This is a genomic window from Ruegeria sp. AM1 (assembly GCF_056540745.1).
The window spans coordinates 727,842-739,687 of sequence record NZ_JBQFXH010000001.1; the positions used below are offsets into that span (position 1 = coordinate 727,842).

Annotated in this window: 11 protein-coding genes; 6 read left to right on the forward strand and 5 right to left on the reverse strand. The window is 59.2% G+C overall.

Features of this window, described 5'->3' with window-relative positions; all coding sequences use genetic code 11:
* Nucleotides 1-63 precede the first annotated feature (63 nt).
* Nucleotides 64-1,206, forward strand: a complete 1,143-nt coding sequence (locus tag ACR0I7_RS03655; RefSeq protein ID WP_480508526.1) for an MFS transporter — start codon at nt 64-66, stop codon at nt 1,204-1,206.
* 9 nt (nt 1,207-1,215) lie between these two features.
* On the opposite strand, the gene ACR0I7_RS03660 is transcribed toward ACR0I7_RS03655, so the two are convergent.
* Nucleotides 1,216-1,695, reverse strand: a complete 480-nt coding sequence (locus tag ACR0I7_RS03660) for a hypothetical protein (protein ID WP_480508528.1) — start codon at nt 1,693-1,695, stop codon at nt 1,216-1,218.
* 96 nt (nt 1,696-1,791) lie between these two features.
* On the opposite strand from ACR0I7_RS03660, the gene trkA reads away from it, so the two are divergent.
* The 4 genes from trkA (at nt 1,792) to hflX (ending at nt 6,347) form a co-directional block, all read left to right on the forward strand.
* Nucleotides 1,792-3,168 carry a Trk system potassium transporter TrkA gene (gene trkA / locus ACR0I7_RS03665; protein ID WP_480508530.1) on the forward strand — a complete coding sequence of 459 codons (1,377 nt, stop codon included), beginning with the start codon at nt 1,792-1,794 and terminating at the stop codon, nt 3,166-3,168.
* A complete protein-coding gene (locus ACR0I7_RS03670; protein ID WP_480508531.1) occupies nt 3,168-4,706 on the forward strand; it encodes a TrkH family potassium uptake protein in 1,539 nt (512 codons plus the stop codon). The genes trkA and ACR0I7_RS03670 overlap by 1 nt, the downstream gene beginning before the upstream one ends.
* Nucleotides 4,707-4,836: 130 nt before the next feature.
* Nucleotides 4,837-5,076: an RNA chaperone Hfq gene (hfq, locus tag ACR0I7_RS03675; protein WP_005982826.1), complete on the forward strand. Its 240-nt coding sequence runs from the start codon at nt 4,837-4,839 to the stop codon at nt 5,074-5,076.
* Nucleotides 5,076-6,347, forward strand: coding sequence for a GTPase HflX (gene hflX, locus ACR0I7_RS03680; protein WP_480508533.1), 1,272 nt, complete (start codon nt 5,076-5,078; stop codon nt 6,345-6,347). The genes hfq and hflX overlap by 1 nt, the downstream gene beginning before the upstream one ends.
* 3 nt (nt 6,348-6,350) lie before the next feature.
* On the opposite strand, the gene ACR0I7_RS03685 is transcribed toward hflX, so the two are convergent.
* From ACR0I7_RS03685 to hemB, 4 genes are all read right to left on the reverse strand, one after another.
* Complete coding sequence (locus ACR0I7_RS03685; RefSeq protein WP_480508535.1) at nt 6,351-6,746, reverse strand: ester cyclase; 396 nt, start codon at nt 6,744-6,746, stop codon at nt 6,351-6,353.
* Nucleotides 6,747-6,858: 112 nt separating this feature from the next.
* Entirely contained in the window at nt 6,859-9,321 is a 2,463-nt protein-coding gene (locus ACR0I7_RS03690; RefSeq protein WP_480508537.1) for a penicillin acylase family protein, read from the reverse strand.
* Nucleotides 9,322-9,473: 152 nt separating this feature from the next.
* Nucleotides 9,474-10,046 (reverse strand): lipid-binding SYLF domain-containing protein, encoded by a 573-nt coding sequence (locus ACR0I7_RS03695; RefSeq protein ID WP_480508539.1) that lies wholly within the window; start codon nt 10,044-10,046, stop codon nt 9,474-9,476.
* Nucleotides 10,047-10,187: 141 nt separating this feature from the next.
* Nucleotides 10,188-11,186, reverse strand: coding sequence for a porphobilinogen synthase (hemB, locus tag ACR0I7_RS03700; RefSeq protein ID WP_480508541.1), 999 nt, complete (start codon nt 11,184-11,186; stop codon nt 10,188-10,190).
* Between the two features lie 119 nt (nt 11,187-11,305).
* Here hemB and ACR0I7_RS03705 point away from each other — a divergent pair, with 119 nt between their 5' ends.
* Nucleotides 11,306-11,830, forward strand: a complete 525-nt coding sequence (locus ACR0I7_RS03705; RefSeq protein ID WP_480508543.1) for a component of SufBCD complex — start codon at nt 11,306-11,308, stop codon at nt 11,828-11,830.
* The last annotated feature ends 16 nt before the right edge of the window (nt 11,831-11,846 follow it).

Consider the following 11,846-nt stretch of genomic DNA (forward strand, 5'->3'; position numbering starts at 1 on the left):
CCGGTCATCGCGTTGACGCGATAGACCCTGAATATGTTTCAATCCGTTCGCTTATTTCTGCAGGTGATCCTGCTATGGTTTGCAGGGCTTGGCGCGGCCACGCAATTTGCCAAGATCGCCGTGCCCTTTGCCGAGGTCGCAACGCACTATCCTGACAATGCCGACGTCATTGGGTGGTTGCTGTCGATCATCTCGCTGATGGGGATGCTTTTGGGGGTGGTGTCCGGCGCGATTGCCGGTTGGATCGGCCCGGTCAGGTTGCTGATCTGGGGTCTTGTGTTTGGTGGCGTGATCTCGGCGCTGCAGGCCCTGCTGCCGGGATTTCAGATCATGTTGGCCAGCCGGGTTGTTGAGGGTCTGTCCCATCTGGCCATTGTCGTAGCCGCACCGACGCTGATTGCCCAGATCACACAGGGCAGGGCCCGGAATTTGGCGATGGTCCTGTGGAGCACGTTTTTTGGCGTCGCCTTTGCCCTGAACGCCTGGCTTGGTCTGCCTATCGTCGAACGCTTTGGTCTTGCGGCGTATTTCACGGTGCATGGTGCCCTGATGCTGGCCGTCGCGGCCCTGGTGGCGCTGTGTCGTTTGCATGTTGAAATCGGAACGTCCGAGAAGTTGAACTGGGCCATGTTTGCGCGGGCGCATGTGCAGACCTATCGCTCTCCTTTCATCTCGGCGCCTGCGATTGGCTGGCTTTTTTATACGCTGACCTTTGTCTCGCTGCTGGCCATTCTGCCGGGGCGGTTGCCCGGCGATCAGGGAGCCACGATTGCCACGCTTATGCCATTGGCGGGCATTGCGTTGTCCTGGGCGTTCGTGCCCGTTCTGTTGAACGCAGTTTCGCCGGTTTTCGTTGTGAACGTTGGCTTCGGAGCGGGCATTGCGGCCATCGCCGCGCTGTTTATCGGGGCGCCGCTTGGATTTGTCTGTGTCGCGCTGTTTGCTGTCTTGGGTTTGGTGCAGGGGGGCAGCTTTGCGGCGGTGCCAGTGCTCAACACAACGCCAGAGGATCAGGCGCTGAGCTATGGCGCGATGGCGCAGACGGGGAATGCCGGAAACCTGCTTGGCACACCGCTTCTGCTTGCGGTGTTGTGGCGTGGTGGAGAGGCCGCGATGTTTGTTACGGTTGGTGTGATCTATGCGGCTGCTATCGCACTACACATCCTGCTGAGCCGCCGACGTGCAATATCTGGTCCAACGCGATAGCGATCATGCTCAGCCAGCCTGACCCGGCGTGATGATCTGGAACGATCCGTCGTCGAATTTGACATAACAAGATGCACTGTTCAGCGGAGGAAGCGTGGTCGTCCGCACCGGCGCCACGCTCGATTTCACGCCTTGTTTGCAAGGCGGCAGGCTGACAGGGCGATAGCCCTTTGCGGCCATGCACTGTGCCTCGACCTTGTTGCGTAACCCCTGATTGACATCGACGGAATAAACGCGCCCGGGCTCCCACCAGCCGGGCGAGCGATAGCAGCGCCCGTTATTGTCGCAATAAGTTCGACCAGGCCAATAAACCGGCGGGCTTTGTCGAATCTGGTTGGCGACGGGCGCATCTTTCAGGGCCTGAACCTGACATTGGGTCGTCTCGGTTTGCATACGCGCGACCGGCTCACCCTCGCGGTAATACAGCGACAGTGGACCGCATGAGGACAGCACCATGATTGGCAGAAGCAAGCGCAGCAATGTTTTCATGTGCTTATCTTGCCCCAGCTCGTCGACTATGACAATTCAATTGACCCCTATCGGGGCATCTGTCATTCAAAACGCTCAGGCAGAAGGGCCAGAAACATGAAGGTCATCATTTGCGGTGCCGGTCAGGTCGGCTGGCAGATTGCACGGCACCTTTCGGGCGAACTGAATGACGTAACGGTTGTGGACAACAATCCCGACCTTGTCCGTCGCGCAACCGAAACGCTGGACGTGCAGGGTATCGCGGGGTTTGCCAGTTATCCGGATGTGCTGGATCGGGCAGGGGCGCGCGACGCTGACATGATAATCGCTGCCACCCATTCGGACGAGGTGAATATGGTCACCTGTCAGATGGCGCATTCGGTGTTTTCCATTCAACGCAAGATCGCGCGCCTGCGCTCGAAATCTTATCTACAGGCGATCCATTCAGACCTGTTCCGCCGCGACCACCTGCCCATTGACGTGGTGATCAGCCCTGAACGTGAGGTGGCTGCCGCCGCAATGCGCCGCCTGTCGGCGCCCTCGGCCTTTGACACCGAGATTTTCATGGACGGCAAGGCACAGCTGTTGGGCATCCGCGTAGACGAAGACTGCCCCATCGTGAACACACCGCTGCGGCAACTGACCGATCTGTTCTCGACGCTCAGCTCTATCGTCGTTGGTGTGCGCCGCGAGGGGTCGCTGTTTGCGCCGGAATCCGAAGATCAGCTGTTTGTCGGCGACGAATGTTACGTCTTTACCAGCGTCAAAGACGTCGACCGCACTATGGAGGTTTTTGGCAAGTCGCAAAAGAAACAGGATCGCGTGGTGATCGTGGGCGGCGGCAATGTCGGGCTTGAAGTTGCCCGGACGCTGGAAGAACGCGAGAGCCGGGTGCGTGCCAAGATCGTCGAACGGGATCGTCGCTGTGCTGAGATTGCGGCCGAAGCTTTGGAACGTACCATTGTGCTGAACGGTGACGGTCTGGACGCTGCGCTGCTCAGTGAGGCCGGGATTGACCGGGCCGATGCCATGCTGGCCGTAACGGATGACGACCGGACCAATATGCTGGCTGCTGTTCGCGCCAAGGCCGAAGGCTGCGCGCTTGCCATAGCGCTGATCAACGACCCCAGCATGGTTGCGCTGATGGGGCCGCTGGGGATTGATGCGTATATCAACCCACGCGCCACCACGGTCAGCTCGATCCTGCGGCACATCCGTCACGGGCGTGTGCGGCAGGTCTATTCCATCGGCGATGCCGAAGCCGAAGTGATCGAGGCCGAGGTCATGTCGACCTCGCCCATGGCAGGCCAGAAACTGCGCGATATCGACTTTCCCGAAGGTGTTCTGGTGGGCGCCGTTCGCAAAGGCGACGAGGTTCTGCGACCCACTGGCAGCTTGCGCATCGACGAAAAGGATGTGGTGGCGATCTTTGCAATGGCCAAAGATGTGCCCGAGGTCGAACGGCTCATGCAGGTTTCGATCGATTTCTTCTGATGGGCGAGGCGGGCGCACAACAGATCGGCTTGCTGCGGCGATTGCCGTTGTTGTTGTTGATCTGGGGGACTGCCGCATTGGCGATGTGGATACCGGCGATCTATGCGCTGGCGCTGGATGATCATCCGACATCGCGTTCGTTTTTCTATTCCGGGATTGTCGGCTTGTTTCTGGTGACGATTGTCGGGTTGGCGATGTCAAATCGCCAGCCCCGCAGGGGGACGCTGGGCCAACTGGCAGTGCTGCTAGCCTCGTTTACAATCCTGCCGTTGTTTCTGGCCATCCCGCTGCACGACGCGGTGGGCAATACCAGCTATCTCAACGCCTATTTCGATATGGTCAGCGCTCTGACCACGACCGGGGCCGATATGTTTCCCGACCCGGATCGCCTGACCGCGCCGGTGCATTTGTGGCGCGCGCTGGTTGGCTGGCTGGGCGGGCTGCTCATGTGGATTTCCGCTGCGGCTATTCTGGCCCCTCTGTCTCTGGGTGGGTTCGAGATTACGGCCCGCGGTCAACCCGGTCGCCCGGTTTCCGGTGTGGCGCAAAGCGAAAAGATTGATCCGCGAGGCCGCCTGATCCGTGTAACGCGTACGTTGACGCCGGTTTATGCCGGCCTGACCGCGGTGATCTGGATCTTGCTTCTGGTTGCGGGCGAGCAGGGGCTGACCGCCGTTTGCCACGCCATGTCGGTGATCGCGACCTCGGGCATTTCACCCGTTGGCGGGTTGGAGGGATCGACAGCAGGGATTACAGGCGAGGCGATCCTGTTTCTGTTTCTGTTCTTCGCGCTGTCGCGGCTGACTTTTTCGACCGACACGGCGGCATCAGGCTATGCCCGACTGGACAAGGACCCCGAGTTTCGGATCGGTGTGATGATCGTACTTGCCGTTGCATTGCTGCTGTTTTTCCGCGCGATAGCGGGTGTCAGCGAGATCGGCGGACAAATCGATGGTCTGCAGGCGCTGAACGTGTTTTGGGGCATGATGTTCACCGTGATGTCATTTCTCACTACTGCGGGTTTTGAAAGCGCAAACTGGAATGATGCGCAGCAATTGTCTGGCTTGGGAACGCCGGGATTGGTGCTGATGGGGCTTGCTCTGATCGGCGGCGGCGTTGCAACCACTGCGGGTGGGGTCAAGTTGCTGCGGGTCTATGCGCTCTATCTGAACGGTGCGCGCGAGATTGACCGTCTGATCTATCCCTCGTCAGTCAGCGGTGCAGGCGGCGGTAACCGCCGCATTCAGAGCGACGGGGCGTTTATCGCCTGGATCTTCCTGATGATGTTCGCTCTGACGCTGGGTCTGTTTGACGTGCTGCTGGCCGCAATGGGCGTTGGCTTTGAGCAGGCGATGGTGCTGAGCGTTGCCATGCTTAGCACAACGGGCCCGTTGATTGAACTAGCCACTGATATTCCGATCCGGCTTGTGGACCTGTCTGGTGGGGCCAAGCTGGCGCTGTGTGCGGCGATGGTCATCGGACGGCTAGAAACGCTGGCGATCATCGCACTGATCACACCGTCGCTCTGGCGCGGGTGACACGCTTGCATCGCCTTGCGCTAGTGCCTGATTTTTCATCTGGAATATCTGTGCGCGCCACTCCATACTCACGCAAAGGGAGCGCGTTGGTCCGCAGCGCGTAGCAAGAACAATGGCGAGATAATAAAATATGGCTTCGGACAGACAGAATCTTCAGGACGCGTTCCTGAATAATGTACGGAAAGCAAAGGTCCCGGTCACGATATTCCTGATCAATGGCGTCAAATTGCAGGGTGTAATCACCTGGTTCGACAATTTCTGCGTATTGTTGCGCCGCGACGGACAGTCGCAGCTGGTCTACAAACACGCGATTTCGACGATCATGCCATCGCAGCCGATCAACCTGTATGAGGGCGAAGACGCCTCTTGATGGAACATGACAGGACGCGCACCCGGGCCTGGGTGCTGCATCCCGAAATCAAATCAGATGAACAGCGCCGTGTTCCTGAACCGGCGTTGCAAGAGGCGGTTTCGCTGGCCGCTGCGCTGCCTGATCTGGATGTGATCGGGTCCGAAATTGTGCGATTGCCACGCGCGCAGGCCGGGCTGCTGTTCGGCAGCGGCAAGATCGACGAGTTGGGTGAGCGTTTTCACGAGAATGAAATTGAGCTGGTCCTGATAGACGGGCCGGTCACCCCGGTTCAGCAGCGCAATCTTGAGAAAGCATGGAAGGTCAAAATCCTCGACCGGACTGGTCTTATCCTCGAGATTTTTTCGGATCGGGCGCGCACCCGCGAAGGTGTCCTTCAGGTTGAGATGGCGGCGCTGAGCTATCAGCGCACCCGCCTGGTCCGCGCGTGGACCCACCTTGAAAGGCAGCGGGGCGGGCTGGGCTTTGTCGGCGGTCCGGGCGAAACGCAGATCGAAGCCGACCGACGTGCTATTGATGAGCAACTTGTGCGCCTGCGCCGACAGCTGCAAAAGGTGGTCAAGACCCGCACGCTGCACCGTGCTGCGCGGGCCAAGGTGCCATACCCCATTGTTGCGCTGGTGGGCTATACCAATGCGGGCAAGTCGACATTGTTCAACCGCCTGACCGGGGCTGAAGTGATGGCAAAGGACATGTTGTTTGCCACGCTCGATCCCACCATGCGCCGTGTTGAGCTGCAGGATGGCCCTGAGGTGATCCTGTCAGACACGGTGGGCTTCATTTCGAACCTCCCGACCGAGCTCGTTGCCGCGTTTCGCGCCACGTTAGAAGAAGTACTGGGCGCTGATTTGATCTTGCATGTGCGCGACATCAGTCATGAAGAGACCGAAGAACAGGCCCAGGATGTCGAGGCCATCCTGGGCTCGCTGGGTGTAGATGATACGCGACCACGTCTGGAGGTCTGGAACAAGATCGACTTGCTGTCAGATGAAGAACGGTCCGGCGCCTTGGCGCGTTCGGAGCGCGACGCGGATATCTACGCGATTTCAGCCGTTACCGGCGAAGGGATCGAGCCGCTGCTGGCCGAGATCGCAACCAAGTTGCAAGGGGTTCGCCACGAGATGACGCTGACGCTGGACTTTGCCCAAGGGGACAAGCGCGCGTGGTTGTTCCGTCAGGATGTTGTTCGCGCGGAGGAGCAGACCGAGAACGGATTTGAAGTCACCGTTTTGTGGACGGACAAGCAGGCGGCGCAGTTCGACAAGCTCTGATCGCTATGTGCCGTCTATCTGACGCTGATAATCATCTGCATCGAACCAACCAAGCGAAGACAGAATTTTGTTGTCGGTGCCTAGCTCCCATTCTTCCCAGCCTCGGGTGACGACACGGTTGCCTGTCTCTGCGTGATGTCCTTCGAGGGTCCAGACGAAAATCGCGTGGCTGCCCGCCCACCGCAGCATATCGCAACGCACTTCAAGATCGGGAAAGTCTGACTGAAACCCGCGTACCATGTCGGCAATCGCAGCGCGTCCCTGTATCGGCTCGCCTCGGTTGATCGTGATCTGGCCATCGGGCGCAAAGAAGTCCGCCACCGCGTCGGGGTCACCTGAACTCCAGGCAATGGCGTAATCGCGCGCCAGATTGTTGAGCGTGTCACGAACGCTGCCCACGAGTTTCCCCCTTTTTTGCCAATGCGTCGACCCGACTGATGCTATGCGATAACGCGGCCAGCCGTCCACGTTGGGCGCAACAGGGGGCGAGGTTTCGCCGAAGCCTCGCGGATTATCGCGGATTGAGGACAGTGACTCCTACGGCCGCGGCGCGCGCAAGGTCGATGTCCAGCGACATCGGAATATATTCGCCACGCCGCCACAGCTGCGCCTGATCGTCGTAGTAGCGCGACAGGAAGTGGCCCGACTGGCCGGTGGCCGTGATAAAGACCGAACTGTCCGGATCTGCGAAATCGTAAACACCGCGATAGCCCGCGCCATGGACATTCTGAAACGGATCGGGACCCTCGCCCGAGGTGCGCCCGCGCAGAAGGGTATTGTCGCCGCCACTAGTCGATTGACGGATGTTTACAAAATACCGCAGCACCGGAACAGTTCCCAGAACCGGGTGATCATGGGTTGCCTGATGCGCATCCCCCCAACGCAGGGATTCCAGCGAGCCGCCATAGCGTTCAGAAATCCAGATCAGGGCGTCGTCCAGCGCTAGGCGGGCCATGTCGGTGCAGGTTTCGACCGGTGCGCTTTGAATGACGTCGCACCACACGGCGGCGCCATCAATGTCGCGGTAGACCCGCTCGATAAACAAAGGCTCGACATGTTTGTATTCGCTGGCCAGCGGCCCCAGCTCATCCGAGATCAACCTGATCTGCAGGGCACGCAGCCACGCGGCATAGATCAGCGGCTCGGGCAGGTGCTCGTTCATCTCGCCGTTCCAATCGGCCAGCAGGCCAAGCGCAACCTGCCGCTTGCGCTCAAGGGTGCCGTCTGGGGCTGACGCACCAGTGAACCAGAGATCGGCCCCGATCAGCGGCAGCAGCGAACGCGCGGTAAAGCTGACGGTGTCCAGTTGCGCCTCAATAAAACTGTCGCGCGTATGCACTTCGCGTGATTGCATCAAACGTTCCCAGCGGTGAACGCGTTGCGTGTCGCCCCATTCGTAGGACACGTGATTGGGGAAAGGGCGGCTGATGATCTTGTTATTGGTATTGCCCAATACGCCCCCGGCAGGCGCGACAAATTCCGGGTTGCTGGCATAGGGCAGGCGGCCTTGCCAGCGGTTTTCAGCGCGCCAGCCGGGCGTGGGGATGCGCCCCCGACTTTGGTTATTCAGGTCCCGCTTGGGCATGGCGCCGATCAGTTTGAGTGCAATGGTGTCGCGGTCGACTAGAGACAGGTTCTGAGAAGGCGCGATGAAGTCTTCAGCAACTTCAATTGCGTCTTGGACCGTGTTGGAGTTCATCAGTGCCATCGATGCGGTCATCGAAGTGTCGCGCGGGCTGAGCGCGGTCCAGGACAGCGAGGCCACATGCCCCGGCGGGGTGATGGTTTCCAGATCATAGTGACTGCCGGGCAGGACGGGGCCGTTCTCGGTCCAGCGCAGGGTCAGGGTGATGGGCGGCGCGTCTTTGATCTCGATGATCGAGGGGCGGTTTTCAAAGGCTTTGTATCCGTCCGGCGTCAGATACTCTTCGGGGTTGTCGGGGTTGAGCTGTTCGATATGAACATCCTGATCGTCCAGATAAGACGAGGTCAGCCCCCAACCCAACCGATCGCTGCGTCCGGTCATAATTGCGGGAACGCCAGGGATTGTCGCACCGATGACGCCGCCATTGGCCAGTTCGAGCCGGGCAAGATACCATATACTGGGCGCGGTCAGGCCAAGGTGTGGATCGTTGGCCAGCAGGGTTCCACCACTGGCCGATCGCGAGGGGGCCGCCGACCACGCGTTCGACGCGCCCGCCAAACCGCGTTGCGGTAGCGGTGACAGCGGTAGGCGCGGCTGGTGCGTGGCCTCAGCATATCGCGGCAATTCCGGGAATAAAGAGGCATATTCCGGCAGAGCGGCAATGCCTGGGCCCGGCACATCCGGCAGGATATCTGCCAGCCGCGCCGCATCGTTCAGCATCAGAGAGGTGCGGGCGCGCAGCACTTCGTCCTGCAGGTGCCCGGACAGCTGCAGGCTCATGAGTTTGATCACGGCAAGGCTGTCGCCGGGTTGCCAGGGTGGGACGGGGGCGTTGAACAGGAACATCTCGGGCGCACCGCGCCCAAGCGCCTGTTCGTTGATCTCTTGCAGTCGCGCGTTGACCCCGGCGGCATAGGCCCGCAGCGCGGCCTGAGTATAGTCATCCTGCACCTCGACCGATCTGTGGGCCAGGCCATACAGGTCGAACCGCCGCAGCAGTTTGTCGATGGGAACGGTGCGCTGGCCAAACACCTCGGACAAACGCCCCTGCGCGGTGCGCCGCAGGACGGTCATCTGCCAGAGACGATCCTGCGCATGGGCATAGCCCAGCCCAAAGAACACATCGGGGTCGTTTTCGCCCAGAATATGCGGAACATTTGCAGTATCGCGGACGATTTCAATCGGGGCGTCCAGGCCGCTGACCGATAGGGTCTGATCGTAGTCAGGCAGGGACTGGTTCGCCAAAAAATAGGCCAGCCCAACCGCAGCCAAGGATATAACAACAAGGCCTGAAGCGATGCGCATCAACCAGCGAAAGACAAGACCCATCCGTACCGTACCAAATTGTTTATTTCAGATTGCGCCGACGTTAAATCATGGCGCGAGCTACCGAAAGAGGACAGCCCCAGAATCTGGCCTCAAAATCAAAACCCCGCCATGGCAGAGCAAGACGGGGTTCAGGTTTCGCGGTGATCGCGTGATCACGGTATGATGCGGGTATACTTCGTCCCTTCGACGGTGGCGCCGAATTTCAGGCCCGCTTGTCCAAAGACGGCGGCCAGAACGGGTTTGCGCAGCTGGTTGGTGTCGGTCGACACCGACTGCGCCGTCGCGTCGACGACATACCCGATATCCGCGCCCGCGGTCCAACCGCTGGACCGGCGGAAGTCGTTCAGCGCCTCTTCGGTCATGAAGAACAAAACATGCGCATATTGCTGCGCTCCGATCTGCAGGCCTGCGCTGCCTGATACTGCAGAGTAGTAATCGACCGTCGCTCCCTGAATGCGCAGTGCGCCCTGACCATAAGCACCACCAAAGATAAATCCGGCTTCTGTGATCAGTGGCATAACCAGCATCCCGTTGGCCTTATTGGCGATTTCAACGGTGTTTGGATACTTGCTGTACATTTCGGTCAGCGTTGCATCAACGCGGGCGTCGATGGTTGTGGCATTTGAATTGCCAATGCCGTTGCCGCATGCTGCGGTCACGGTCAATCCGGCCATGCCAAGGGCAAAGCCGCGACGGCTCAGTCGGGGTGTTTGTGAACTGCTCATTTTCTTTTCTCTGTCGATGTGCCTGATATGTCGGGTCTTCCCGATCTTATATGCTAGAATACGCCCATTAACGGCCCATGTCACGGGAAAGCTGCCGACCGCGCGCTGGTGATCGGCGAAAAGCCGCAATGAAACGGGATATTAGCCCTGCAGAGTCTTTGCCACTTCGGGCGCGAAATAGGTCAGGATTCCATCACAACCCGCGCGTTTGAATGCCAGCAGGCTTTCCAGCATCACCTTATCGCCATCGATCCAGCCATTCTGCGCTGCTGCCCGGATCATCGCGAACTCGCCCGAGACCTGATAGGCATAGGTCGGCGCGCCGAACGTGTCTTTGACCCTCCGACAGATATCCAGATAGGGCATGCCGGGTTTGATCATCACCATATCCGCGCCCTCGGTCAGATCGCGTTCGATCAGGCGCAGGGCCTCGTTCGAATTGGCCGGATCCATCTGATAGGTTTTCTTGTCGCCCGTCAGTGCACCAGATGCCCCAACCGCGTCTCGGAACGGCCCGTAAAAGGCACTGGCATATTTTGCGGCATAGCTGAGTATCATCACGTTCTGGTGCCCGGCTGCCTCCAGCGCGCAGCGCATTTCGCCGATGCGGCCGTCCATCATGTCAGACGGGCCGATGATATCCGCACCTGCGTCGGCCTGAGCCAACGTCATTTTGACCAGCGCTTCAACGGTCTTGTCGTTTACGATTTCTCCGTCCACGACATATCCGTCGTGACCATTAATGTTGTATGGGTCCAGCGCAACGTCGGTCATGACCGCGATGTTGGGCGCTGCGGACTTGATGGCGCGAATGGCGCGGTTTGACAGGTTGTCGGGGTTCCAGGCATCGGCGCAGTCTTCGGTTTTCAGCGCCGCGTCCGTGTAAGGAAAAATGCAGATCGCGGGGATGCCCAACGCCTGTGCCTCAACCGCGGCTTTGGCGATCAGATCAACCGAGCGGCGCATAACGCCGGGCATGGATGGCACGGGCTCTTCGATCCCTTCGCCATCGCGGACAAAAACCGGCCAGATCAGATCGTCCACGCTCAGCGTGTTTTCCCGTACCAGCCCCCGGATCGCATCAGATTGGCGCGCCCGGCGAAAGCGGGCAAGGGGATAGGGGGCGATGGTCGGTTTCATGAAGCGTTCTCCTTGAACAATCGCGCATTGGGTGGCATGAATTCGCAACGGTCTCAAGGGTACCAATGGACGCGCTGGTGCGATAGAACCCGCTGAGGATTTTGAATAAAGGGCAGGGTTTGGACTGGTATTCGTCGATCTTCGAACTCATCGATATGCGCAGCTTTTCGAATCTGTGGTTCTGGATCGTCCTTGCGGTCGTGTGGTCCTCGGCCAGCCACTGGGTGATGGGTGTGCCATATGATCTGGTGATCCGCGCGCGCCGGGTGGGAGGTCAGACCGAAATCGACCTGCTGGATATCGTTCGTATCAACACCAACCGAATCCTCTATATCGTCGAGATCTCTGGGTCAGCCATTCTTGCGCTGTCCTGTTTCATATTCACGGGCCTGGCTACGCTGGGCTTTTATTACGGTGTTGAGTTTGCTCAGGCGGTGTTTTTGCTGTTGTTTCCGATGACAATCGTGGCCCTGATCAACATCTTTGCTGCGCGGCGGCTGAGGCGGAACGACCTGACGCTGGAAACCGTTTCCAAGGCGCTGAATCGATGCCGTCTTTACACACAGCTTATTGGGATGGTGGCGATACTGGTCACTTCTCTCTGGGGCATGTATCAGAACTTTTCCATTGGTGTTCTGGGATAGAATAATCCGAAAGGCG

Excerpts from the sequence above, each read along its gene's own strand:
- hfq (WP_005982826.1), top strand. The coding sequence starts at position 4,837 with ATGGCTTCGGACAGACAGAATCTTCAGGACGCGTTCCTGAATAATGTA.
- ACR0I7_RS03660 (WP_480508528.1), bottom strand. The coding sequence starts at position 1,695 with ATGAAAACATTGCTGCGCTTGCTTCTGCCAATCATGGTGCTGTCCTCA.
- ACR0I7_RS03695 (WP_480508539.1), bottom strand. The coding sequence starts at position 10,046 with ATGAGCAGTTCACAAACACCCCGACTGAGCCGTCGCGGCTTTGCCCTT.
- hemB (WP_480508541.1), bottom strand. The coding sequence starts at position 11,186 with ATGAAACCGACCATCGCCCCCTATCCCCTTGCCCGCTTTCGCCGGGCG.
- ACR0I7_RS03670 (WP_480508531.1), top strand. The coding sequence starts at position 3,168 with ATGGGCGAGGCGGGCGCACAACAGATCGGCTTGCTGCGGCGATTGCCG.
- trkA (WP_480508530.1), top strand. The coding sequence starts at position 1,792 with ATGAAGGTCATCATTTGCGGTGCCGGTCAGGTCGGCTGGCAGATTGCA.
- ACR0I7_RS03690 (WP_480508537.1), bottom strand. The coding sequence starts at position 9,321 with ATGGGTCTTGTCTTTCGCTGGTTGATGCGCATCGCTTCAGGCCTTGTT.
- hflX (WP_480508533.1), top strand. The coding sequence starts at position 5,076 with ATGGAACATGACAGGACGCGCACCCGGGCCTGGGTGCTGCATCCCGAA.